The organism is Citrobacter sp. Cpo090 (assembly GCF_030332665.1).
GTDB lineage: Bacteria > Pseudomonadota > Gammaproteobacteria > Enterobacterales > Enterobacteriaceae > Citrobacter > Citrobacter portucalensis.
Genome location: NZ_JAOWHK010000035.1, coordinates 1 through 23,363 on the forward strand (window position 1 = coordinate 1; position 23,363 = coordinate 23,363).

The 23,363-nt window shown below is 50.5% G+C and carries 22 protein-coding genes, 1 tRNA gene and 1 rRNA gene; 3 read left to right on the forward strand and 21 right to left on the reverse strand.

What is annotated here, in order from left to right; genetic code table 11:
• Positions 1–86: 86 nt before the first annotated feature.
• A tRNA-Thr gene (locus OGY83_RS18160) sits at positions 87–162 on the forward strand.
• A 38-nt stretch (positions 163–200) separates the two neighbouring features.
• Positions 201–316: ribosomal RNA gene (gene rrf, locus OGY83_RS18165) — 5S ribosomal RNA — on the forward strand.
• 258 nt (positions 317–574) lie between these two features.
• Here rrf and OGY83_RS18170 read toward each other — a convergent pair.
• The 7 genes from OGY83_RS18170 to OGY83_RS18200 all read right to left on the reverse strand — a co-directional run bounded on the left by OGY83_RS18170 (position 575) and on the right by OGY83_RS18200 (position 9,969).
• The gene (locus tag OGY83_RS18170; RefSeq protein ID WP_079938209.1) at positions 575–1,333 is read right to left on the reverse strand and encodes an amino acid ABC transporter ATP-binding protein; all 759 of its coding nucleotides are present in this window, start codon (positions 1,331–1,333) and stop codon (positions 575–577) included.
• Positions 1,334–1,340: 7 nt separating this feature from the next.
• Positions 1,341–2,444 carry an amino acid ABC transporter permease gene (locus OGY83_RS18175; protein WP_191235375.1) on the reverse strand — a complete coding sequence of 368 codons (1,104 nt, stop codon included), beginning with the start codon at positions 2,442–2,444 and terminating at the stop codon, positions 1,341–1,343.
• A gap of 9 nt (positions 2,445–2,453) precedes the next feature.
• Positions 2,454–3,635 carry an amino acid ABC transporter permease gene (locus OGY83_RS18180; RefSeq protein ID WP_191234598.1) on the reverse strand — a complete coding sequence of 394 codons (1,182 nt, stop codon included), beginning with the start codon at positions 3,633–3,635 and terminating at the stop codon, positions 2,454–2,456.
• Positions 3,636–3,704: 69 nt separating this feature from the next.
• Complete coding sequence (locus OGY83_RS18185; RefSeq protein WP_008785976.1) at positions 3,705–4,730, reverse strand: amino acid ABC transporter substrate-binding protein; 1,026 nt, start codon at positions 4,728–4,730, stop codon at positions 3,705–3,707.
• A gap of 461 nt (positions 4,731–5,191) precedes the next feature.
• The gene (locus OGY83_RS18190; RefSeq protein WP_003025292.1) at positions 5,192–5,413 is read right to left on the reverse strand and encodes a lipoprotein; all 222 of its coding nucleotides are present in this window, start codon (positions 5,411–5,413) and stop codon (positions 5,192–5,194) included.
• A gap of 270 nt (positions 5,414–5,683) precedes the next feature.
• Positions 5,684–8,797 carry an efflux RND transporter permease subunit gene (locus tag OGY83_RS18195; RefSeq protein WP_123267804.1) on the reverse strand — a complete coding sequence of 1,038 codons (3,114 nt, stop codon included), beginning with the start codon at positions 8,795–8,797 and terminating at the stop codon, positions 5,684–5,686.
• A gap of 11 nt (positions 8,798–8,808) precedes the next feature.
• Positions 8,809–9,969, reverse strand: a complete 1,161-nt coding sequence (locus OGY83_RS18200; RefSeq protein ID WP_286636574.1) for an efflux RND transporter periplasmic adaptor subunit — start codon at positions 9,967–9,969, stop codon at positions 8,809–8,811.
• Between the two features lie 415 nt (positions 9,970–10,384).
• Here OGY83_RS18200 and envR point away from each other — a divergent pair, with 415 nt between their 5' ends.
• Entirely contained in the window at positions 10,385–11,041 is a 657-nt protein-coding gene (gene envR / locus OGY83_RS18205; protein ID WP_126317323.1) for an acrEF/envCD operon transcriptional regulator, read from the forward strand.
• A gap of 46 nt (positions 11,042–11,087) precedes the next feature.
• Here the strand turns inward: envR and OGY83_RS18210 are convergent, their stop codons facing one another.
• The 14 genes from OGY83_RS18210 to acuI form a co-directional block, all read right to left on the reverse strand.
• Complete coding sequence (locus tag OGY83_RS18210) at positions 11,088–11,252, reverse strand: DUF2556 family protein (protein ID WP_003025279.1); 165 nt, start codon at positions 11,250–11,252, stop codon at positions 11,088–11,090.
• Between the two features lie 82 nt (positions 11,253–11,334).
• A complete protein-coding gene (gene yhdJ, locus OGY83_RS18215) occupies positions 11,335–12,219 on the reverse strand; it encodes an adenine-specific DNA-methyltransferase (protein WP_286636764.1) in 885 nt (294 codons plus the stop codon).
• An 88-nt stretch (positions 12,220–12,307) separates the two neighbouring features.
• Positions 12,308–12,604 carry a DNA-binding transcriptional regulator Fis gene (gene fis / locus OGY83_RS18220; RefSeq protein WP_000462905.1) on the reverse strand — a complete coding sequence of 99 codons (297 nt, stop codon included), beginning with the start codon at positions 12,602–12,604 and terminating at the stop codon, positions 12,308–12,310.
• Between the two features lie 25 nt (positions 12,605–12,629).
• Positions 12,630–13,595, reverse strand: coding sequence for a tRNA dihydrouridine synthase DusB (gene dusB / locus OGY83_RS18225; protein WP_286636575.1), 966 nt, complete (start codon positions 13,593–13,595; stop codon positions 12,630–12,632).
• Positions 13,596–13,893: 298 nt separating this feature from the next.
• Positions 13,894–14,670 (reverse strand): carbonic anhydrase, encoded by a 777-nt coding sequence (locus tag OGY83_RS18230; protein ID WP_286636576.1) that lies wholly within the window; start codon positions 14,668–14,670, stop codon positions 13,894–13,896.
• A gap of 127 nt (positions 14,671–14,797) precedes the next feature.
• Positions 14,798–15,541: a carbonic anhydrase gene (locus OGY83_RS18235; RefSeq protein ID WP_286636577.1), complete on the reverse strand. Its 744-nt coding sequence runs from the start codon at positions 15,539–15,541 to the stop codon at positions 14,798–14,800.
• A 137-nt stretch (positions 15,542–15,678) separates the two neighbouring features.
• The gene (gene prmA, locus OGY83_RS18240; RefSeq protein ID WP_079938237.1) at positions 15,679–16,560 is read right to left on the reverse strand and encodes a 50S ribosomal protein L11 methyltransferase; all 882 of its coding nucleotides are present in this window, start codon (positions 16,558–16,560) and stop codon (positions 15,679–15,681) included.
• Between the two features lie 11 nt (positions 16,561–16,571).
• The gene (gene panF / locus OGY83_RS18245) at positions 16,572–18,023 is read right to left on the reverse strand and encodes a sodium/pantothenate symporter (RefSeq protein ID WP_079938238.1); all 1,452 of its coding nucleotides are present in this window, start codon (positions 18,021–18,023) and stop codon (positions 16,572–16,574) included.
• Positions 18,013–18,255, reverse strand: coding sequence for a YhdT family protein (locus OGY83_RS18250; protein ID WP_079938239.1), 243 nt, complete (start codon positions 18,253–18,255; stop codon positions 18,013–18,015). Before OGY83_RS18250 ends, panF begins: the two co-directional genes overlap by 11 nt.
• 106 nt (positions 18,256–18,361) lie before the next feature.
• Positions 18,362–19,711, reverse strand: a complete 1,350-nt coding sequence (accC, locus tag OGY83_RS18255) for an acetyl-CoA carboxylase biotin carboxylase subunit (protein ID WP_003828838.1) — start codon at positions 19,709–19,711, stop codon at positions 18,362–18,364.
• Positions 19,712–19,721: 10 nt separating this feature from the next.
• Positions 19,722–20,192 carry an acetyl-CoA carboxylase biotin carboxyl carrier protein gene (gene accB, locus OGY83_RS18260; RefSeq protein WP_003025210.1) on the reverse strand — a complete coding sequence of 157 codons (471 nt, stop codon included), beginning with the start codon at positions 20,190–20,192 and terminating at the stop codon, positions 19,722–19,724.
• A 392-nt stretch (positions 20,193–20,584) separates the two neighbouring features.
• Positions 20,585–21,184 (reverse strand): protein-methionine-sulfoxide reductase heme-binding subunit MsrQ, encoded by a 600-nt coding sequence (gene msrQ, locus OGY83_RS18265; protein WP_079938240.1) that lies wholly within the window; start codon positions 21,182–21,184, stop codon positions 20,585–20,587.
• The gene (msrP, locus tag OGY83_RS18270) at positions 21,185–22,189 is read right to left on the reverse strand and encodes a protein-methionine-sulfoxide reductase catalytic subunit MsrP (RefSeq protein ID WP_048236875.1); all 1,005 of its coding nucleotides are present in this window, start codon (positions 22,187–22,189) and stop codon (positions 21,185–21,187) included.
• A gap of 119 nt (positions 22,190–22,308) precedes the next feature.
• Positions 22,309–23,283 carry an acrylyl-CoA reductase (NADPH) gene (gene acuI / locus OGY83_RS18275; RefSeq protein WP_123267811.1) on the reverse strand — a complete coding sequence of 325 codons (975 nt, stop codon included), beginning with the start codon at positions 23,281–23,283 and terminating at the stop codon, positions 22,309–22,311.
• Between the last annotated feature and the right edge of the window lie 80 nt (positions 23,284–23,363).

Here is a 23,363-nt window from a genome sequence, read left to right on the forward strand (position 1 = left end):
CTCAGAAGTGAAACGCCGTAGCGCCGATGGTAGTGTGGGGTCTCCCCATGCGAGAGTAGGGAACTGCCAGGCATCAAATTTAGTGTGCTGATATGGCTCAGTTGGTAGAGCGCACCCTTGGTAAGGGTGAGGTCCCCAGTTCGACTCTGGGTATCAGCACCAGTTTTTCGATTAAAGTTCGGCACTTAGAAAAGAATTTGTCTGGCGGCTGTAGCGCGGTGGTCCCACCTGACCCCATGCCGAACTCAGAAGTGAAACGCCGTAGCGCCGATGGTAGTGTGGGGTCTCCCCATGCGAGAGTAGGGAACTGCCAGACATCAAATAAAAGCGAAAGGCTCAGTCGAAAGACTGGGCCTTTTGTTTTATCTGTTGTTTATCGGTGAGCGCTCTCCGGAGTAGGACAAATCCGCCGGGAGCGGATTTGAACGTTGCGCAGCAACGGCCCGGAGGGTGGCGGGCAGGACGCCCGCCATAAACTGCCAGACACCAAATAAGTGAAAAGGCCATCCGAAAGGATGGCCTTTTTGCGTTTTTATACGGAAAAAAATGCCGGATCTGTATCCGGCATATGGCTTTAATGAATAACCTGCGATAAAAACGCGCGAGTGCGTTCCGATTTGGGGTGAGCAAAAAACTCATCTGGTGGTGCCTGTTCCACAATCTCGCCAAGATCCATAAAGATCACCCGGTCAGCTACTGTGCGGGCAAAGCCCATTTCATGGGTTACACATAGCATGGTCATGCCCGATTGTGCCAGACCTATCATGGTATCCAGCACTTCTTTTACCATTTCAGGATCCAACGCTGATGTGGGTTCATCAAATAACATGATTTTGGGTTTCATACACAGTGAGCGTGCAATGGCCACGCGCTGTTGTTGTCCACCAGAGATTTGCCCGGGATATTTATGCGCATGTTCGGCAATGCGGACCCGCTCAAGGTAGTGCATTGCCAGTACTTCAGCCTCTTTTTTCGGCATCTTTTGCACCCAGATAGGCGCCAGTGTGCAGTTTTGCAAGACAGTTAAATGAGGAAAGAGATTAAAGTGCTGAAAGACCATGCCGACTTCTTGTCGGACGCGCTCAATATTGCGGATGTCTTCATTGAGTTCAATCCCATCCACCACAATGCGTCCTTGCTGATGTTCTTCCAGATGGTTAATACAGCGGATAGTTGTCGATTTACCCGAACCGGAAGGTCCGCATAATACGATGCGCTCTCCCGGTTTTACCTTCAGGTTGATGTTTTTCAGGACATGAAACTGTCCGTACCATTTGTTGACGTTTTCCAGCGTAATCATCGAGTCGGTAGACGGCATTAATAATTGGCTCATAAATTCCTCAGTGCGGTGTACGCCCGGTGTTAAAACGTTTTTCCAGATGCTGGCTGTAACGCGACATGCTGAAACAGAAGATCCAGTAAATCAGTGCGGCAAAAACATACCCTTCCGTCGACATACCCAGCCACGCAGGGTCCACAGTTGCCTGCTGTACGCTACTGAAGAGATCAAACAGACCGATGATGATGACCAGGCTGGTATCCTTGAACAGGGCGATAATCGTGTTAACCAGGCCAGGGATAACCAGCTTGAGGGCTTGCGGAAGAATGACCAGCCCCTGAGTTTTCCAGTAACCTAGCGCCAGTGATTCCGCGGCTTCATACTGACCTTTTGGTAGGGCCTGTAGCCCTCCACGAACCACTTCTGCGACATAGGCCGACTGGAAAAGAATAACGCCGACCAGCGCCCGGATAAGCTTGTCGATACTGGTTCCTTCGGACATAAACAGAGGAAGCATGACCGAGGACATAAACAGAACGGTAATCAACGGTACACCGCGCCAGAACTCAATGAAAATGACGGATAAAACCCGCACGACTGGCATATGGGAACGACGTCCCAACGCCAGTAAAATGCCCCATGGAAGCGCGCCTGCAATCCCCACGGATGCAATAATAAGCGTCAGTGTTAATCCACCCCACTGCCGGGTTTCTACGCGTTCAAGCCCGAAAAAACCCCCGTACATCAGCCACCAGACAACAATCGGATAAATGACTGCCCAGATGGCGATATAACGGCCACGGTGGGGAATGGTTTTCCAGAACATCGGAACAATAGAAACCAGACCAATCATCAGGGCCAGATTTACGCGCCAACGCTGATCGTGTGGATAAAGCCCATACATGAATTGCCCGAAGCGTTCATGGATGAACACCCAGCAGGCTCCCGCTTTGGTACAGTCTGCCCGGGTAGAACCGACCCAGTTGGCCTGAAAGAATACCCAGTTCAACAGTGGCGGGAGAAATGACCAAATCAGCCATACGCATAGCAGGGTGAGCAGGCTATTTGACCAACTGGAGAACAGGTTTTTACGCACCCAGAGTAGGCAGCGGCTTGCCGGGTTACTGCGCTGGCGCGAGGGGTGAGACAGCAGTGCTTTTGTCATCATGGCTCCTTAGCGCTCAATCAGTGCAATACGGCGGTTATAAATATTCATCAGCAAAGAAATACTCAGACTGATGATCAGGTACACCGACATGGTGATGGCGATCGTTTCAATGGCTTGCCCTGTTTGATTGAGTACCGTACCGGCAAACAGTGAAACCATGTCCGGGTAGCCAATGGCGGCCGCAAGAGAAGAGTTCTTGACGATATTCAGGTACTGGCTGGTCAGTGGGGGAATGATGACGCGTAGCGCCTGTGGGATGATTACCTGGCGTAGCGTCACCGGATTTGGCAGACCCAGCGAGCGTGCGGCTTCATGTTGGCCATAAGGAACGGCCTGAATGCCCGCCCGAATAATTTCTGCAATAAATGCCGAGGTATATACCGAAAGCGCCAGAGTCAGTGCTGCCAGTTCGGGAATAAGCACCATACCGCCACGGAAGTTAAAACCACGAAGCGCGGGAATATCCCAGTGAAGCGCAGCGCCAAACATCCACTGTGAAATTACCGGTAAAAGTACGATCAACACCAGAGCCGTGGGCCAGGTCCGACGTAGCTGACCGGTTTTGGTCTGATGCATTCTGTTGAAGCGAAATAATCCGATGGTGACGACGATAGCGATAACGACAGCGGTGCAAAAGGCAAAAAAACCTTCTCCCATTTGCGGGGCCGGAATATAGAGCCCCCGGTTACTCAGGAACATCAAATCCAGCGCGTTAACAGCCTGGCGTGGGCCGGGCAGGTTACGTAATACGGCGAAATACCAGAAAAAGATCTGCAGCAGCGGCGGTATATTGCGGAACGTTTCGATGTAGATCGTCGAGAGTTTTCTCAATAACCAGTTATCTGACAGGCGTGCCAGTCCGAGAAAGAAACCGAGAATTGATGCGAAAACAATACACAATGCAGAAACTAACAGCGTATTGAGCAGACCGACCACAAAGACACGACCATACGTATCGCCTTGCTCGTAATCGATCAAATGCTGGACAATACCAAATCCGGCGCTGCGATCGAGAAAAGAAAACCCCGAGGTAATACCGCTATTGTTCAGGTTATTTATCGTGTTATGAATGAGATAGACCGCAATGCTGATAACCGCAATGACGGCGAGTATTTGAAATAACCAGGCGCGGACCGCAGGGTTAGAAAAGGATAATGATCCTTTTACGGTTGAGCGGCGATGGAACATAAGAAAACCTCAGTAACTATGACTCTGGGCTGAGCGCCGCAGTTGCGGCGCCCGTTACATCACTACGCATTAGCGCACCGGTGGCGCATATTGAATGCCACCGTTATTCCAGAGGTTGTTCTGTCCACGTTTGATCTTCAGCGGACTTTCCGATCCAACGTTACGTTCAAAGATCTCCGAATAGTTACCAACTTGCTTGATAATGTTGTAGGCCCACTTGTTATCAAGCTTCAGATCCTTGCCATAATCCCCTTCTTTACCCAACAGGTGTGCCATATCCGGTGTTGCTGGATTAGCCGCTTTTTCATCGACGTTTTTCGAGTTAACACCCATTTCTTCCGCATTTAGCATGGCGAATAGCGTCCAGCGAACAATGGAGAACCACTCATCGTCCCCACGACGTACGACAGGTCCCAGCGGTTCTTTCGAAATAACTTCTGGCAGGACGATCCACTCCGCAGGATTGCTCAGCTTGATGCGTAGGGCATATAGCTGAGACTGGTCGGAAGCCAGCGTATCGCAACGTCCAGATTCCAGAGCTTTGGCTGATTCATCCGAGCGGTCAAAGGTGACGGGGGTGTACTTCATCTTGTTGGCTTTAAAGTAGTCGGCTACGTTCAGTTCGGTATCGGTTCCCGCCTGAATACAGACTGTCGCGCCATCCAGTTCTTTAGCGCTCTTCAGACCTGCTTTATTGTGGGTAAGAAAGCCAATACCGTCGTAATACGTTACGCCAGTGAAGGACATACCCATACCGGCATCACGAGAAGAGGTCCACGTGGTATTACGAGAGAGCATGTCGACTTCACCAGACTGTAATGCGGTAAAGCGTTCCTTGGCGGTGAGCGGGGTATATTTTACTTTGCTATCATCGCCAAATACGGCGGAGGCCACGCCACGACATACATCAACATCAATACCCGAGAACTTGCCGCTTGCATCGGCGTAAGAAAAGCCAGGCAAGCCGTCGCTGATCCCACATTGCACAAACCCTTTTTTCTTTACGGCATCAAGTGTTGCGCCGGCATGTGCCTGATTTGCAACAGCAAGCAGTACACCGGCCGCAGCCAGGCTGGCGATTATCATCTTTTTCATAGAGCATCCTGTGTGGAGGAATTATTGTTATGGAAACGTTCTGAAAACGTCTTTTACCTGTCTGTGGCTTTGGCCATACTCTTTTAAGCAAAGGTAGTGCCAGTTTTTTTGCGCCTGATTATTCGACGCAATATGCAGAGTGTAGACAGGAAAAAATAAATGCAGCGCCCTGAAGTGGTGCAAAATTGAAACGTAAGCCACATTTCGGCGCAAAAAATTTAAAAATCATACAGGACGCGTGATAACGATTTCTGGCGTTAATATTAATGGCGTGAGAATAATGAATAGAAAATATGGTGTTACGAAAAACAGAAAAAATGCTAATTTCAAATCGTGGATGTGTGAGGGAACTCTATAATAATTTTATTATATGCCTGCTGCTATTAAGCAACGTTTTGTCTTATATGTAGATTTTATGCTTATTGCTAAAAGCGCGGTAATAACCGCGCTTTTAAGATGATTTATTTGGTCAGGGCGACAATCCCAAGCGTCAGTCCGGCAACGGCTGCAGCACCTCCGGCGATGGCTCCGGCTGTTTCCCAGTTATCCTGGGTGGTGCCTTTCATACAGGTATTGGTATGAACCAGGCGCCCCTGATCGTCGTATACAGGTACGCAAGGAGAATCGTGTGCACAGCCAGCCAGGAATGCGGTAAGCAATGCAACTGATATTAATCTTTTCATGGTGTTACCTCAAAATAAGCGTTTCGCTAATTAAGCAAAGACAAACGCTAAGCCATCTGCGAACTCGGTGATTATTTTACCACTTCTTAAAAAAGGACTGACATGAGGAATAATCTCAATTCATGTGGATTGTAAAAATAATGGATAAAAAGAAAGGTTGCAGGTGAGTTTAGAGGGATAGTTTAAATGAAATAAATGGCTATCTTACTAATAAATAAAGAGGAGCATCGTAGGTGAAAAAGGCGTCCGTAGACGCCTTTATTTTACAAATTAATCGTTGTGCCGACTAAAACGCCGTCTTACGACAACAAAGAACACGGGGACGAAGAAGATAGCCAACAATGTTGCGGTCAGCATTCCTCCCATAACACCTGTACCGACCGCATTCTGCGCACCACTACCTGCTCCGTGACTGATAACCAGAGGCATAACCCCCAGAATAAAGGCCAGGGATGTCATCAGGATAGGACGAAGACGCATACGCGATGCCTCCAGCGTCGCTTCAATCAACCCCTTGCCTTCTTTATCCATCAGGTCTTTGGCAAACTCGACGATCAGGATGGCGTTCTTAGCCGAGAGGCCGATAGTGGTTAGTAAGCCAACCTGGAAATACACATCGTTATTCATCCCACGCAGTGATGCAGCTAACAATGCGCCCACAACACCGAGCGGTACAACCAGCATCACTGAGAAAGGTATAGACCAGCTTTCATACAATGCGGCAAGGCAAAGGAAGACAACGATTAGCGAGATGGCATACAGCGCAGGCGCCTGGTTACCCGACAGCCTTTCCTGATAGGACATCCCCGTCCAGTCATGACCAATACCGTTTGGCAGTTTTTCCGCCAGACTTTCCATCAGCGCCATTGCTTCACCGGTGCTTCGCCCTGGTGCCGCTTCGCCCAGTATTTCCATGGATGGCATACCGTTGTAACGTTCCAGACGCGGTGAACCATAAATCCAATGTGATGCACTGAACGCAGAGAACGGAACCATTTCGCCATTGGCACTGCGGATATACAGATTATTGATGTCCGCTGGCAGCATGCGGTATTTTGCATCCCCCTGGACGTAAACTTTCTTCACACGGCCACGGTCAATAAAGTCGTTAACGTAGTAACCGCCCAGCGATGCGGAGATAGTTTCGTTGATATCCGACAGCGATACCCCCAGTGCCTGTGCTTTCTCCTGATCAACATCCAGCTTAAACTGCGGAGTATCTTCCAGCCCGTTAGGACGAACGCGAACCAACAGATCGGGGTGTTTAGCCACCATCCCCAACAGTTGGTTACGTGCTTGCGTCAACGCTGTATGTCCCAGACCGCCCTGATCGATCAGCTCGAAATCGAAGCCGGTTGCGGTACCCAATTCAACAATAGCGGGCATATTGAAGGGGAAGACCAACCCATCGCGGATCTGGCTGAACGCGCGTGTGGCGCGTGCAATGACCGCTTCAACACTATTTTCCTCGCCGCTGCGTTCATCCCAGGGCTTGAGGCTAACGAATGCCAGACCTGAGTTTTGCCCCTGGCCGCTGAAGCTAAAACCGTTAACCGTGAAGACGCTTTCGACGTTAGCTTTCTCATTGGTCAGGTAGTACTGAGTAACCTGATCCAGTACTTTCTGGGTGCGTTCTTGCGTAGCGCCTGCCGGAAGTTGAATCATTGTCATAAATACACCCTGATCCTCCTCAGGCAGGAAGGAGGTCGGCAGGCGCATAAACAGAACTGCCATTCCGATGACGATTACCAGGTAGACGACCAGATAACGCCCGGTTTTACGCACAATACCGCTGACGCTATTGGTGTAGTGATTGACGCTGTGATCGAATTTGGCATTAAACCAGCCAAAGAAACCGCTTTTTTTCTCGTGATGCTCAGCCGATACCGGCTTCAGCAGCGTTGCACAAAGCGCAGGAGTCAGGATCAGCGCGACCAGTACAGAAAGCGCCATGGCGGAAACGATGGTGATGGAGAACTGCCGATAGATAGCCCCGGTTGAACCGCCAAAGAAGGCCATCGGGATAAATACCGCAGACAGCACCATGGCAATACCAACCAGCGCCCCCTGTATTTGCGACATGGATTTTTCCGTCGCCTCTTTGGGCGGCAGATTATCTTCCATCATCACGCGTTCTACGTTTTCCACCACCACTATCGCATCATCGACCAATAGGCCGATGGCGAGCACCATGCCGAACATCGTCAGGGTGTTTATCGAGTAGCCAAACGCGGCAAGTACGGCAAATGTGCCCAACAATACGACAGGTACGGCGATGGTTGGAATGAGCGTTGCCCGGATGTTTTGCAGGAACAAATACATGACCAGGAACACCAGTACGATCGCTTCAAACAGCGTTTTTACCACTTCATGAATGGAGATAGTCACAAATGGCGTCGTGTCGTACGGGTAGACCACCTTCATTCCCTGCGGGAAGAATGGTTGCAGTTCAACCAGCTTGGCTTTAATAGCGTTAGCGGTATCCAGCGCGTTTGCCCCGGTTGCCAGCTTGATCCCAAGACCGGATGCAGGTTTACCGTTAATACGTGCCACGACGTTGTAGTTTTCCCCACCCAACTCGATGCGCGCGACGTCTTTCAGGTGAACAACCGAACCATCGCTGTTCACGCGTAAAGTCACTTTTCCGAACTCTTCAGGGTCTTTCAGTCGCGTTTGCGCAATGATAGAAGCGTTAAGCTGCTGGTTAGGTAATGCAGGCGTCCCCCCTAACTGACCTGCGGCAATCTGATCGTTCTGTACCTTCAACTGATTGATCACATCAACCGGCGTGAGCTGATATTTGTTCAATAAGTTTGCATCCAGCCAGATGCGCATGGCGTACTGTGCACCAAACAGCTGCACGTCACCCACGCCATTCAGACGGCTGATTGAGTCTTTAACGTTCGAAGCGACGTAGTCGGAAATGTCATCCTGCGTGGTTTGTGGGTTGTCAGAAACAAAACCCGCGACCATCAAAAAGCTGCTACTCGATTTCTCGACGCTGATCCCTTGCTGCTGAACTTCTTGCGGCAGTAACGGAGTGGCGAGCTGCAGTTTATTTTGTACCTGCACTTGTGCGATATCGGGATCGGTACCGGACTGGAAAGTCAGCGTAATAGTCACACTTCCGGCCGAGTCGCTGGTGGAAGACATATACATCAGGTTATCGATACCATTCATATTCTGTTCGATAACCTGTGTGACTGTATCCTGAACCGTCTGCGCATCTGCACCAGGGTAGGTGGCAGAAATGGCGACCGCAGGAGGCGCAATGGTCGGGTACTGCGCCACGGGCAGTTGCATGATTGCCAGAGCCCCCGCCATCATCAGAATGATGGCCAGTACCCAGGCAAAGATAGGACGCCTGATAAAAAAGTTAGCCATGTCCGGTTACCTTATTGGGCTTTCGTGGCAGGGGTTTCGGTATCGGCGGTTGCTTTAACCTGAACGCCTGGACGTGCTTTCTGTAAGCCGCTCACGATAACTTTGTCACCCGGTTGCAGGCCTTCGCTGATGAGCCATTTGTCGCCAATGGCTTGTGCGGCAACGACTGCGCGAGACTCAACCTGACTCTTGTCATTGACGACCATTACGGTGGCATCGCCGCGAGGCGTACGCGTTACCCCCTGCTGCGGAACAAGAATGGCATTCGGCTGGACGCCTTCATCAATGCGTGCGCGCACAAACATGCCTGGCAACAGCGTGTGCTGCGGGTTAGGGAACACGGCTCTTAGGGTGATTGATCCAGTGCTTTCATCAACCGTCACATCGGAAAACTGCAAAGAGCCTTTTAGCGGGTATGACTGACCATTTTCCATCACCAGTTCGACAGTACTGCTGGCGCTGTCTTTATGCAGACTCCCTTGTTCAACGGACTGTTTGAGGCGCATAAAGTCGTTACTGGACTGTGTTACGTCGACGTAAATGGGATCGAGCTGTTGAACGGTAGCAAGCTCAGTGGCCTGGCCATTCGTGACTAATGCACCTTCGGTGACGTAAGATTTACCGATGCGTCCGCTAATCGGCGATGTCACTTTGGTGTAGGCCAGATTGATACGCGCGCTTTCGACCGCCGCTTTTGCCGCGATCACGGAGGCATCGGCCTGGCGAGCATCAGCAATTGCCTGATCGTACTCTTGCTGGCTGATGTACTTGGTGCCAACCAATGGCACATAGCGTTTTACCGTTAAATGCGCGATTGCAGCCGCCGCTTCACTCTTCGCCAGTTCACCTTTGGCGCTGTCATAGTCAGCCTGATAAGTCGCGGGATCGATCTGATAAAGTGACTGTCCGGCTTCAATATCGCTTCCCTCAGTGAAATTCCGTTTAAGCACTATCCCGCTGACCTGGGGACGGACTTCTGCAATTCGGAATGCCGTTGTGCGCCCGGGTAATTCGGTCGTTACGGCTAAAGGAGCCTTTTCGACGACATGGACAGTCACCTGCGGCTCTGCGGGATGAGCTTGTGTTTCTCCCTGATCGTTACAACCGGCGAGTAATGCAGCGGAGACGATGATGAATGAGGGCAGGAGTGAAAACCTGGCATTTTTCGTCATTTCTATTCCTTAAAAAACCGAACGCTCGTTATTAACCGGGTAATGCAGGGGCGATAACGCGCACAAGAAAAAAATAATAGTTGGCTATCCTACAAATTATTAGCTTGCGATGTAAGCAATACTTATTTATGGGCGCGATGCACGGCACGTAAAAGCAAAAAAAAGATTAATCGATAGCTGTTTCATTGTGGTGTTAATCGCAATACTATGATGCGCATAAACACAAATTGAAATAAGTATTTGGTTTGTGAATATATTGGTTGTTGATATTTGTTTTGTTTATTCGTGTGCAAAGTCCGTAATAATATTTTTTAGAACTCGTTTAAATAAATGCTAAGTGATACATTTGTTCCGTATCGCAAATATTAGATAAGAAAGTTAATCATTCTCTACTCTACCTCAGACAGTCGGAACCATGGCCAGAAAAACGAAAGCTGATGCCCTCAAAACGCGGCAGCACCTGATAGAAACGGCAATTGTACAGTTCGCCGCACGCGGCGTAAGCAATACGACGCTAAACGACATTGCGGATGCCGCCAGCGTGACGCGTGGCGCGCTCTATTGGCATTTCGAAAATAAAACTCAATTGTTTAATGAGCTATGGTTACAACAACCACCTTTACGCGATCTTATTCAGGAAAAGCTAATTTGTCGTTGGGGTGATAACCCTTTACAGCGATTGCGAGAAAAGTTTGTGGTGGGGTTGCAATATATTGCAGAGAACCCTCGTCAGCAGGCATTAATGCAGATTTTATATCATAAGTGTGAATTTCATAACGAGATGATATCTGAGCAGGCTATTCGCGATAAAATAGGTATCAGTCATCAAAGCATTCGTGATTCCCTACAAAAGTGTGTAGATGACAATCTGATTGCCACCACTCTTGATTTAGATGTCATCATCATTATTTTGCACGGTAGCTTTAGCGGAATTATAAAAAACTGGCTAATGAATCCAGTGAGTTATGATCTATATGGGCAAGCTCCAGTATTAGTTGATAATGTATTAAAAATGTTAAGCCCAGACGGTAGCGTCATGCAATTAATGCAGAGTGAGAACCAGGTCGGATAGTTTTTACAGCCAGAGGCTGAAGGCTGTTGAAGCGTTACCTACAGTGCTATTCGAGGTCGACGCAGTTGACCAGCTTAAGGGGATTCACTGAGTTCATATTCCGGCACTTGTCGTGCTCTGTTGTCATCAGCTCTATCCATTGGATGAGCAGCGCATCAAAAAGAAAAACGAATACCGCAAAAACAACCAGCCACCAATACTTGCGAATCATTCCTAAACCCTGTGTATTCATGCCCAAGCGTGCAGGGAATATACACGAAATTTTTTAGCTGAAAAGCAGACTTACAATGCCTTTACTTTGTTGAAAGATCGCCACTCTTTGCCGTCAATCGACTCTTTTTAGACAGGTTTTTTGTCTTACGTTTTTTCACCTTGGCAAGCTCAATTTCTGAAAAATGAGAACCGATACTCAGTCTTCTGAGCCCCATTTTTACGTATTCAGTATTGATCTCAATCCCGATGAACTTGCGACCCAATTCCACGGCGGTGGCACCGGTGGTGAAGCTGCCGGCAAACGGATCCAACACCCAGTCATCTGGGTTCGAGGATGCCAGAATTATACGCTCCAGGAGGGCTTTGGGTTTCTGGGTGGGGTGGTTTTCGTATTCGTCCATCAGATAGCGAACGCGTGGGAATTCCCAGACATTGCCCGGCACTTTTTTTTGATTGTATGGCTGCGGTGGGTTTTTTCTGTAGTCTATTAGCGCGCGTTTAGCGCCAGTTTTGGCTTCAACCAGAATATCGTCACGATTAAATGTGTAATTTTTCTGATCTTTTACCATCATCAGGATCGGTTCATACATCGAACCAAAGTAATTTTTGGCCTGTACCCCTGAGCTATCGTATGACCACACGATGCGGCTCTTGATAGTAAAAAGCGGGCGGCATTTGAGGTCGATGTACGGCATGTTCTCCGTACTGTTCATGATGTACATGGTGCCGTGCGGTTTGAGAATGCGATGGCACTCGTCGATGCACTCAAACAACCACGCGAGAAAGGTCTCTTCGTCCCAGGATTCCACCATCCCATCAAAGTCTTTCCCGATGTTATAAGGAGGGTCGGCAAAAATGAGTTCGACGCTTTCAGACGGCAGTTTTTTTAGTTCAGTTAGCGCATCACCCAGGATTATCTTTTTAGATTCATCGCCAAAATAGACAGGTTCACATCTCGCGTTCATCGCCAAAGCCTCCCGTGTGACGTCAATAAAAAAGGCGCTTCCCCATGCCGAGTAGCGCCTTTTAAAACAAACATTTAACTGATTAGTATCAGTTCATGCCGTATTTTTTCAGTTTTTTACGCAGCGTACCACGGTTGATGCCCATCATCAGGGCAGCACGGGTCTGGTTACCGCGGGTGTATTGCATCACCATGTCCAACAGGGGCTGTTCTACTTCAGCCAGTACCAGCTCATAGAGATCATTAACATCCTGACCATTCAATTGAGCAAAATAGTTCTTCAGTGCCTGTTTAACCGAGTCACGCAGGGGCTTTTGAGTTACCTGGTCCTGAGAGTTAACGGTAGAAACGGTCAGTACGTCAGAATTTACGCGTTGTTCGAACATAGTTCTGTCAGCTCTTTATTTCTGTTTACGCAAAATTTTCGAAGTATGCCTCCAACGCCGCCAGCTGTTCGCTGGAATCTTCAATGGCGTTGAATGTGCGCCGAAACTGGTCATCCGGAGCGTGTTCCTGGAGATACCAGGATACGTGTTTACGCGCAATTCGGTACCCTTTTGCCTGACCATAAAAGTCGTGCAGTTCCCGAATGTGCGCACAAAGCAAGCGCTTCACCTCTGCCAGAGGCAGCGGGGGCAGCAGCTCCCCAGTGTCCAGATAATGCTGGATTTCCCGAAAGATCCAGGGTCTTCCCTGAGCTGCACGTCCTATCATCAGGGCATCCGCCCCCGTATAGTCAAGTACAGCTCTGGCTTTATGCGGGTCAGTAATGTCGCCATTCGCGATAATCGGAATGGAAACTTTCTGCTTAACTGCCCGAATACTGTCGTACTCAGCATCTCCATTGAACAAACAGGCGCGGGTGCGTCCATGAATGGTCAGAGCCTGAATGCCACAGTCTTCAGCCAGTTGGGCAATCTCTACGCAGTTACGGTGTTCCGGAGCCCAGCCGGTGCGAATCTTGAGTGTGACAGGAACGTCCACCGCATTGACGACCTCGGTTAGTATCGATTTCACTAAATCCGGGTACTGCAAGAGGGCTGAACCTGCGAGCTTACGATTCACTTTTTTAGCCGGACACCCCATATTGATATCAATAATCTGGGCGCCGCTTTCCACGTTAATACGTGCGGCATCGGCCATCTCAACAGGGGCGCTACCGGCAATTTGCACCGTGCGAATTCCTGGCTCATCAACGTGCACCATCCGTAAACGAGACTTGTCACTTTCCCAAACCTGCGGGTTAGAAGACATCATCTCGGATACCGTCAATCCGGCTCCCATCTCATAGCACAGCGTCCTGAATGGTCTGTCAGTGATGCCAGCCATAGGTGCTGCGATCAGGCGATTTCTGAGCTGGTATTGTCCGATGCGCATGAGTTAAGAAATGACCATACTGTGACTGCAAGGCGGCGTATATTACGCATTTTTCGCACGAGATGAAAGGCCAAACTTTGACCAATCCACTGAGGTGGATCAATGAATTGCCGTAAATGTGAACGCATAAAAATATTTAATCATATAAATCATCGCATTATAAAAATGCGTCGATTTTATATACACATATAATTTTGCGTAACTTCTCATTTTTTCTTCAGCAGCAGAAGGTACTGGCAAGATATTCTGCTGAATTAATCAGCAAATTACCTCGCCATTGTGTGATCACTGCCTCATTTTAGTACAGGATCTCGGTATCCACTGAATGGCTGTCCGTGATCTCGCGTTCATTCAACGGCTGCAGCGGGCGATTGTTCGCTGGCCCAACAATGGAGTGAAATTTATCCAACTGTTCGGCTGAAAGAGCAACAGGCGTTTTCAGGATAGCCCATGTGACGCCTTCGGTGCAGGGAGGCGTTGTTAACGAACCACGATACCGCCAGTAGGTTTTATTGTCGGGTAAAAGCTGATTGATATTAACTGGTGAGAAGATGGGCATACTGCTGTCCTCCATGGTTGGAAAGGACTCCCACAAATTTTGAATCGCCTGGTTCGGTTCGCCGACCTCAAACATAACCGCTACGATAGCGATGTCTCCGGATTGATTTTTGTGGAGCAGCTGCAGCTCCAGCGGGTAGGTTTTACCATCGAGGGTATGTTCGCTCGGGGCATGAAAATCAAATTGTTTTAAATAATAAAGCGTTTCATCAATTTCAATAGAATTAGAAGCATAGCTACTCATCGTTGCCTGCAACGTATGGTTAATGCTCCGAAATCTGGTTGGGCCATCGACGTACTGTATGTTGAGCGCGGGAAGACCGAGTTTACTGGCAGTGGTGGTCTGGATGTCTATGGGGGATTGGTTTATGCCTGTCTGGCACGTTGCATACTCGTTGCTAATTTCTCCCCACTGAGCAGGGCCGGTTTCTCCGGTATAGCCCCATGGTGCGGCCAGCGTGGTCAGGGGCATCAGGCATGTTGCCAGTAAAGTTGTGGTAAAACGGTTGAAACGCATGCATACACTCAACGAAAGGCAATATAAAATTAACAAAATCAATTAAATATTATATCTCGATGGGGTGTGTTGCTGTGCTGGTCAATTGTCTGAAAATAGCGTGGTCAGGTAACCACGCCGGAAGGTGTTACTCCACGATCGCGCGACCATTAAGCTGTTGTGTTGGCCGGTTGTTGTTGTTGTGATGCATTGCCTGAGTGAATTTTTTAAGCTGCGCTTCGGAAAGCGTCATTGGGTGTTGCAGGACAATCCAGGTTACGCCTTCGGTGCAGGGTGGTGTCGTCAGGGAGCCGCTGAAGCGCCAGTAGGTTTTATTGGTCGGTAGCAGTGCGTTAAGATCCATCTGAGTGGTTACTTTGACCTCCTGATCCGCTTTTTCAGGCATTGTTGTCCATAGCTTATTCAGTTCTGCATTTTCTCCTCCAACATCGAACATTACCGCGACGACGGCTACATCCCCTTTCGCATCTTTGTGTACCAGATGTGCTTCCATAGCGTAATGTTTGCCATGAACGGTATTTTCACTCGGTGCGTGAAAGTGGAACTGCTGCAGGGTGAATGGCGTTCCATCGAGGGTAACGGTGTTTTTGGTCGAGGTCGTCAGACCCGCCTGGAGGGTATGACCATTGTTGATGAATGTAGTGGGTCCATCAATGTAGTGAACGTTCAGCGGTGGGAGATGCGCTTTAAGCGTAGTGTCGATGTTAATGGGGGATTGGTTCATCCCAGTCTGGCAAGTTTTATACTCCTCGCTGAGTGCGCCCCAGTGTTCAGGAGCGCCTTCCCCCTCATAGCCCCAGTGAGAGGCAAATACCGTTACGGGCATGATGCTTAGGGCCAGTAGCCCTGCCTTACCAAAAGTTGCTTTCATGTAATTCGTCCAATGAATGATAAATTCTTTTTTATATTTTAACTTCAATGAGTTAAGCGTTTATCTTAGCATTGTGACGTTGGCTGGGAGAGACAAAAAAGGGGAAACGTGGCCTACAGAGAGGCCACGAGAAGGGATTATTTTTTCTGGCCGGTAATGCGACACCACTCTTCTTTCTCGATAACCGGATCGAGCGTAAAGAGATCGGCATAGGCTTCACAGACGCTTTCTGCCTGGCTGGCAAGAATACCAGAAAGCCCCAGCAAACCGCCCTCAACGGGCAGCACGCTGATTAACGGAGCCAGTTCACGTAATGGGCCAGCAAGGATGTTGGCGACCACCACGTCGGCTTTCATCGCCTCTGGCTGGTCTTTCGGCAGATAAAGCTCCAGACGCTCAGAAACACCATTACGCTGGGCGTTATCACGGCTGGCCTGAATCGCTTGCGGATCGATATCCACGCCAATGGCTTTCGCCGCACCCAGCTTCAGTGCCGCAATGGCAAGAATGCCGGAGCCGCAGCCAAAGTCGATAACCGTTTTACCGTTAAGATCAAGACCGTCCAGCCATTGCAGGCACAGAGAGGTAGTGGGGTGCGTGCCTGTACCAAACGCCAGACCTGGGTCCAGCATCACGTTGACAGCATTCTCATCCGGGACATCGCGCCAGCTTGGGCAAATCCACAGACGTTCACCAAAGCGCATCGGGTGGAAGTTATCCATCCATTCGCGTTCCCAGTCTTTGTCTTCGAGCTGTTCGATTTTATGCGCGAAGCCTTCACCCAGCAGCGGGTGCTGTTCCAGGGTGGCAACCACTTCTTTCATGTCGGTTTCTGCATCGAACAAGCCGATAACGTCGGTATCACCCCACAGGCGAGTCTCGCCCGGCAGAGGTTCAAATACCGGCGTATCATGCGTATCCTGGAAAGTAATGGAAACGGAGCCCGCTTCCATCAGCGCATCGCTCAACTCTTCAGCGTTGGCACCGGTTGTGTTCAGTTTCAGTTGGATCCATGGCATGGCAAAACTCTTTATTTATCAGTAGTCAATATGGCGACTTGCGGGACGGCAGAACCGAAACGGTTGCCGATCAGGAAAGCCAGCAAGCTTATCAGTAACGAAGGCACAATCGGATGGAAGCCCAGGTACTGAACGTTAAAGGTAGCGAGTACGGCATACAACACGCCGCCGACAATCATCGCGCTCAACGCGCCTGCTGCGTTCGCCCGCTCCCAGTACAGGCCCAGCACCAGCGGCCACAGGAAGACCGCTTCCAGCCCGCCAAACGCCAGCAGGTTAAGCCAGATAATCATCTCTGGCGGTTTCCAGGCGGCCAACAGCAGTAACGCGCCCAGCAGCAGGGTAATCACTGCAGACATGCGCTTGAGTCGGGTTTCGTTTTCCAGCTGTTCCGGGCGAAGGTTCAGGTACAGATCCTTAATGATCGTAGCGGAACTTTGCAGCAATTGGGCATTGATCGTCGACATAATCGCAGCCATCGGTGCGGCGAGGAAAATCCCGGCAGCGACCGGCGGCAGGACTTTGACCATCAGCGTAGGGATAACCAGATCCGGTACCGTCAGGTCAGGGATTACCGCCCGTCCCAGGGCGCCCGCCAGATGCATACCAAACATCAGGATCGCCACTACGATGGTACCGATGATAATACCGCGGTGTACCGCTTTACTGTCTTTATAAGAGATGCAGCGTACCGCCGTATGCGGCAGGCCAATCACGCCAAAGCATACCAGCACCCAGAATGAGGTCATAAACGTGGGTGACAAAATGTCATCAGCGCCCTGCGGCGAGACCAGTTTTGGGTCGATAGTCTGCAGGGTTACCACCGCATTGCTAAGGCCACCGGCAGCATGAACGACGCCGACCAGCAAAACGATAGTACCAATCAGCATCACCATGCCCTGCATGGTGTCGTTCAGTACGCTGGCGCGAAATCCGCCGAACGCCGTATACAATGCGATACTGACGCCAAAAATCAGCAGTCCAGTTTCGTAAGGAATGCCCGCTGCGGTTTCAAGCAAACGTGCGCCGCCAATAAACTGTACGGTCATTGCTCCGACAAAGGCGACTAACAGACTGAGGCTCGCCAGCCAGACCAGCAAACGGCTCTGATAGCGGGCAAACAGCATATCGTTGAGGGTGACGGCGTTGTAACGTCGCGCCAGAATCGCGAATTTCTTGCCGAGAATCCCCAGCGACAGCCAGACGGCAGGCAGCTGGATCATCGCCAACAGAACCCATCCCAGCCCGTATTTGTAAGCGGCGCCAGGACCGCCTATAAACGAGCTGGCGCTAATGTAGGTTGCCGTTAGCGTCATCGCTAACACGACCCCGCCCATGGAGCGGCTGCCAAGGAAATATTCATTCAGGAAGGTACCGGTAACTCTCTTACGCATGGCATAAACTGAGAGACCGAAGACCACCAGAAGATAGGCGACCAGCGGTAAAATAACTTCAAGCTGCATCGTCATCCTCCAACGGAATGTCGCGATAGATAAACTTCACCATCGCCCAGCACAGCACGATAAAAGCCAGCGGCGTTAGCAGGCAGGCCATTTCGAACCAGTGTGGTAAGCCGGTAAAACCCAGCGTTGAATCAGGTAAGTAAGCGGCCACTAACCATGTGACCAGATATAAAAGGGTTAGCCACAGCGCCCAGCGCGCCTCTTTATGGGCCTGAACAAAACGAGCGTCCATTTTTTGTCCCTTGTGGATAAAGAAAGCGGGGATTGTACCTTATGGCACGTGCGGGAGGGGAGAAAAACAAAAGGCCGGAATTTCCGGCCTTTCGGTTAACGCACGCTTACTTTTCCTGAAGTCCGAGTTTTTTCTCCAGGTAGTGGATATTGGTTCCACCGTGCTGGAAGTGCTCGTCATTCATGATACGGATCTGCAGGTCAACGTTGGTTTTGATACCGTCGATGATCAGTTCCTGCAATGCGTTTTTCATACGGGCGATAGCGACGTCGCGGTTTTCACCATAGCAGATCAGCTTACCGATCATTGAGTCATAGTACGGAGGTACGGTGTAGCCTGCGTAAATATGAGACTCCCAACGCACACCAAAACCACCCGGCGCGTGGAAACGCGTGATTTTACCCGGGCTTGGCAGGAAGGTGTTCGGGTCTTCGGCGTTGATACGGCATTCTACCGCATGGCCTTTAACCACAACTTCGTCCTGCTTGATGGACAGCGGTTGACCCGCTGCGATGCGCAGTTGCTCTTTGATCAGGTCAACGCCGGTGATCATTTCGGTTACCGGGTGTTCAACCTGAATACGGGTGTTCATTTCAATGAAGTAGAACTCGCCGTTTTCGAACAGGAACTCGAAAGTACCTGCCCCGCGATAGCCGATATCAACACAGGCTTTGGCGCAACGCTCGCCGATGTAGCGACGCAGTTCCGGGGTAATGCCCGGCGCTGGTGCTTCTTCGACAACTTTCTGGTGACGACGCTGCATGGAGCAGTCACGTTCTGCCAGATAAATCGCGTTACCCTGACCGTCTGCCAGCACCTGAATTTCGATGTGGCGTGGGTTTTCCAGGTATTTCTCCATGTAGACCATGTCGTTATTGAAAGCGGCTTTCGCTTCCGCTTTGGTCATGGAGATGGATTGTGCCAGTTCGGCATCGCTGCGCACGACGCGCATACCGCGACCGCCGCCGCCGCCGGAGGCTTTGATGATAACCGGGTAGCCGATGCGTTTAGCATGGGCGCGGTTAGCGTCCATGTCATCGCCCAGTGGGCCGTCAGAGCCTGGGACGGTTGGTACGCCCGCTTTCTTCATCGCGGTGATTGCAGACACTTTGTCACCCATCAGGCGGATAGTGTCGGCTTTCGGGCCGATGAAGATAAAGCCAGAACGCTCTACCTGCTCAGCAAAGTTGGCGTTCTCAGAGAGGAAGCCATAGCCCGGGTGAATTGCCACCGCGCCGGTGATTTCAGCGGCGCTGATGATAGCCGGGATGTTCAGATAGCTTTTTACGGACGGAGCCGGGCCGATACAGACCGTCTCATCCGCCAGCAATACGTGTTTTAAATCGCGGTCCGCACTTGAATGCACAGCGACAGTCTTGATGCCCAGTTCTTTACAGGCACGAAGAATACGCAGGGCAATCTCGCCGCGGTTGGCGATAACAATTTTATCCAACATGTTCGCCTCGTTATTCGATGACGACCAGCGGCTCGTCAAATTCTACCGGTTGACCACTTTCTACCAGAATCGCTTTAACTACGCCGGATTTGTCGGCTTCGATCTGGTTCATCATTTTCATGGCTTCAACGATGCACAGGGTATCGCCCGCATTCACTTTCTGTCCGATTTCGATGAACGCTTTAGCATCCGGGCTCGGGGTGCGGTAGAACGTACCAACCATTGGGGAGCGTACGATGTGACCACTGATTTCCGCTGCTGCCGGAGCTTCCATACTTGGAGAGGCAGTTTGTGCGACAGCGTTAGACAGAGCTGGTTGCTGCATCACTGGTGCAGCATAAGCCTGTTGCATCATCGGGAAACTTGCAGCTGGCGCTGCACGGCTGATGCGTACAGATTCTTCGCCTTCAGAAATTTCCAGTTCGGAGATGCCTGATTCTTCAACCAGCTCGATCAGTTTTTTAATCTTACGAATATCCATGAGTGGGTTCCGTACTCTTTGTTTAGTGAGATTGTGACAGGCGTTTTACCGCCGTCTGTATAGCATTTTTATAACAGTGAGTGACAAGATGCCACGCATCTCAGGCGCTGCACTGGGTGCTGCTGCCATTAAGTGAGATTGCCAGACTTGTTAGTCATTGTGCGGCTATCTTCTGCCATTTTCGGGTAAAAGACAAAATATACCTTCAATATGCGATTGTCACCCTTTCAGCGCCGTAAAAACGCTACCGGGGATAGCAAAGTCGCACATTATAACTATTTCGTAGCAATTGGCAGCTAAATACTGGTCTTATCAGGGAAGATAATCAACCGTTAACATGTAAAGAAAATCGGATCGTCCGTGTTTTGCAACGCACTGCACATATCGTGAAACTACCGCCACCACTGGCGAAACTTCTTGTAACGGCACGCTAACAGCACCGCAGCGAGCGCTGCATAAATAATCGGTTGAGGGGAGATAATTTTTACCGACCACAGATAATGTATGGGGGCCAGGATCGCCACAAGATAGACGAAGTTGTGCAAATACTGCCAGTTTTTACCCAGCTTTCGCTGTGCAGCCTGCGTAGACGTTAAGGTGAGGGCGAATAATATGACCCAACTGACAATGCCCAATGTTAAATAAGGTCGCGTAATTAATTCCCGCCCTAACAACGCCAGATTATTAATGCCCAGCTCCAGTAACGCGTAGCTGGTTAAATGCAGCGTTGCCCAGGCGAAACACCATAGCCCTAACAGGCGACGTGTGCGTATCAATAATGGCTGTTTAGCGTAGCGCGCGAGTGGAGAGACCAGCAAGGTCGCCAGCAAGAATTTCAGAGCTGTCCTACCGGTAAAGTGCTGGATATCTTTGACCGGATCGGCGCTCAGGCCGCCGTGATTTACCGCCCAAAATAGCCAGATAAACGGCAAAAAACCGGCAAGATGCAAGCAAACTTTTAGCCCGGTAATGTGCTTTGCGGTCAGACGCACTTAAAAATTCTCCTGCAAATTGAGTCCGCGATACAGTGACGCAACCTCTTCGGCATAGCCGTTAAACATCAGCGTGGGCTGACGCTGTACGTCCAGAATACCGCCAGCGCCAATAAAACGCTCAGTGGCCTGGGACCAGCGGGGATGATCGACATGCGGATTCACGTTGGCATAAAATCCGTATTCATTGGGCGCGGCCAGATTCCAGGTTGTCGGAGGGCGTTCGCGCGTGAGTTTGATACTCACGATCGACTTAATGCCTTTAAATCCATATTTCCACGGCACAATTAGGCGGATGGGCGCGCCATTTTGTGGCGGAAGGGCTTTTCCATAAACCCCCACGGTAAGCAGTGTGAGTGGGTGCATCGCTTCATCCAGACGCAGTCCTTCAACATAGGGATACTTCAGCCCGCCGCCAATAAAGCGATCTTTTTGTCCTGGCATTTCCTCCGGTGCGTACAGCGTTTCGAACGCGACATATTTCGCATTGCTGGTGGGTTCCACCTGTGCCAACAGTTTATGTAACGGAAAGCCAATCCATGGGACAACCATTGACCAGGCTTCCACGCAGCGCATGCGGTAAATCCGTTGCTCCAGCGGGAAACGGGTGGTCAAGGTGTCGTGATCGAGAGTGAGTGGTTTGGCGACCTCACCACTGATTTTTAATGTCCATGGATCGGTTTTCAGGCTACCCGCGTTGGCTGCCGGATCCGCTTTGTCGAGACCGAATTCATAGAAGTTGTTGTAGCCAGAAACTTTATCCGCTGGGGTTAAAGGAAGCGAATTTTGCCAGGCGGCGGGCTTGCTGAAATCAAGCGGCTTACCCGCGGGCGCGGGCGGGCGGTCATTGCCCTTAAACCAACTCAGAAGGTCAGCCTGCGCAGAGTGGGGTAAAGACAACGCGGCAGCGCTGATCCCCAATGCTTTCAGCACCTGGCGACGCTGCATAAAAAAAGCCGACTCGTCAGTGACGTCGGCTTCTGTAAATGGACGTAATTTCTTCATAACAGACTCCCGGCTTACGCGTCATAACTGACAGGGGACGCGTAGTTAATATGGCAGGGAGTCTGTAGATGTGCCGCGAAATTTCGTTAATTAAGTGTAAATTTCTGCACCAGTGTCTGTTACTTCACCTTCACCAGCGTACGGCCTTGCACCTGGTTATTGATGATGGCATCGGCGAACTTCGGCGCATCCGCTAGCGTAATTTCTGTTGCCGCCTGAGCATAGAAAGATTCTGGCAGATCCTTAACCAGACGCGCCCAAGCCTCTGCACGGCGTGCCGGCGGGGTCATCACCGAGTCAACCCCTTGCAAACGAACGTTACGCAAAATGAATGGCATCACCGTGGTCGGCAGAGCGAAACCGCCCGCCAGACCGCAGGCGGCAACACAGCCGCCGTAGTTCATCTGCGCGAGGACTTTCGCCAGAACTTTGTCGCCAACGGTATCCACCGCGCCAGCCCACAACTGTTTTTCCAGCGGGCGAGACTCGGCAAACTCATCCCGGCCAAGAATACGGTTAGCGCCCAGGCTCTTCAGATAGTCGTGGGTACTTTCACGGCCCGAAACCGCCGCAACCTGATAACCCAGCTTATGCAGTAACGCAACGGCCGTGCTGCCCACGCCTCCGCTGGCGCCAGTGACAACAATCTCACCGTCTTGTGGACGAATTCCTGCATCTTCAAGCGCCATGACGCAAAGCATGGCGGTAAAGCCAGCGGTACCGATGACCATAGCTTTACGTCCGTCCAGCCCTTGCGGCAAGGCAACCAGCCAGTCGCCTTTCACGCGTGCGCGTTCTGCCAGTCCACCCCAATGATTTTCACCTACGCCCCAGCCGGTCAGTAAAACTTCCTGACCCGCATGAAAACGGGGATCTTCGCTTGCGTGCACGGTACCGGCGAAATCGATACCAGGAATCATCGGAAAGTTACGAATGATTTTTCCCTTGCCGGTGATAGCCAGGGCGTCTTTATAGTTCAGGCTTGACCAGTGGACATCCACCGTCACATCGCCTTCCGGTAGCTGATTTTCGTCGAGGGGTTGAACGGATGCGAGGGTTTTTCCGTCCTGCTGTTCTAAGATCAAAGCCTGCATAACCTGTCCTCAATTCGTATAGTGGATTGGAAAATTAATAATGAAGACTATACTCGCTAATCAAAACATGATGCCGATTC

What these genes read in the sequence shown, in the direction of transcription:
- OGY83_RS18170 (WP_079938209.1), bottom strand. Translation starts at nt 1,333, where the DNA reads ATGAGCCAATTATTAATGCCGTCTACCGACTCGATGATTACGCTGGAA.
- OGY83_RS18190 (WP_003025292.1), bottom strand. Translation starts at nt 5,413, where the DNA reads ATGAAAAGATTAATATCAGTTGCATTGCTTACCGCATTCCTGGCTGGC.
- prmA (WP_079938237.1), bottom strand. Translation starts at nt 16,560, where the DNA reads ATGCCATGGATCCAACTGAAACTGAACACAACCGGTGCCAACGCTGAA.
- OGY83_RS18235 (WP_286636577.1), bottom strand. Translation starts at nt 15,541, where the DNA reads ATGAAAGCAACTTTTGGTAAGGCAGGGCTACTGGCCCTAAGCATCATG.
- msrP (WP_048236875.1), bottom strand. Translation starts at nt 22,189, where the DNA reads ATGAAGAAATTACGTCCATTTACAGAAGCCGACGTCACTGACGAGTCG.
- OGY83_RS18230 (WP_286636576.1), bottom strand. Translation starts at nt 14,670, where the DNA reads ATGCGTTTCAACCGTTTTACCACAACTTTACTGGCAACATGCCTGATG.
- panF (WP_079938238.1), bottom strand. Translation starts at nt 18,023, where the DNA reads ATGCAGCTTGAAGTTATTTTACCGCTGGTCGCCTATCTTCTGGTGGTC.
- fis (WP_000462905.1), bottom strand. Translation starts at nt 12,604, where the DNA reads ATGTTCGAACAACGCGTAAATTCTGACGTACTGACCGTTTCTACCGTT.
- OGY83_RS18200 (WP_286636574.1), bottom strand. Translation starts at nt 9,969, where the DNA reads ATGACGAAAAATGCCAGGTTTTCACTCCTGCCCTCATTCATCATCGTC.
- accC (WP_003828838.1), bottom strand. Translation starts at nt 19,711, where the DNA reads ATGTTGGATAAAATTGTTATCGCCAACCGCGGCGAGATTGCCCTGCGT.
- envR (WP_126317323.1), top strand. Translation starts at nt 10,385, where the DNA reads ATGGCCAGAAAAACGAAAGCTGATGCCCTCAAAACGCGGCAGCACCTG.
- OGY83_RS18180 (WP_191234598.1), bottom strand. Translation starts at nt 3,635, where the DNA reads ATGTTCCATCGCCGCTCAACCGTAAAAGGATCATTATCCTTTTCTAAC.
- yhdJ (WP_286636764.1), bottom strand. Translation starts at nt 12,219, where the DNA reads ATGAACGCGAGATGTGAACCTGTCTATTTTGGCGATGAATCTAAAAAG.
- OGY83_RS18185 (WP_008785976.1), bottom strand. Translation starts at nt 4,730, where the DNA reads ATGAAAAAGATGATAATCGCCAGCCTGGCTGCGGCCGGTGTACTGCTT.
- OGY83_RS18175 (WP_191235375.1), bottom strand. Translation starts at nt 2,444, where the DNA reads ATGACAAAAGCACTGCTGTCTCACCCCTCGCGCCAGCGCAGTAACCCG.
- OGY83_RS18195 (WP_123267804.1), bottom strand. Translation starts at nt 8,797, where the DNA reads ATGGCTAACTTTTTTATCAGGCGTCCTATCTTTGCCTGGGTACTGGCC.
- acuI (WP_123267811.1), bottom strand. Translation starts at nt 23,283, where the DNA reads ATGCAGGCTTTGATCTTAGAACAGCAGGACGGAAAAACCCTCGCATCC.
- OGY83_RS18210 (WP_003025279.1), bottom strand. Translation starts at nt 11,252, where the DNA reads ATGATTCGCAAGTATTGGTGGCTGGTTGTTTTTGCGGTATTCGTTTTT.
- accB (WP_003025210.1), bottom strand. Translation starts at nt 20,192, where the DNA reads ATGGATATTCGTAAGATTAAAAAACTGATCGAGCTGGTTGAAGAATCA.
- dusB (WP_286636575.1), bottom strand. Translation starts at nt 13,595, where the DNA reads ATGCGCATCGGACAATACCAGCTCAGAAATCGCCTGATCGCAGCACCT.
- OGY83_RS18250 (WP_079938239.1), bottom strand. Translation starts at nt 18,255, where the DNA reads ATGGACGCTCGTTTTGTTCAGGCCCATAAAGAGGCGCGCTGGGCGCTG.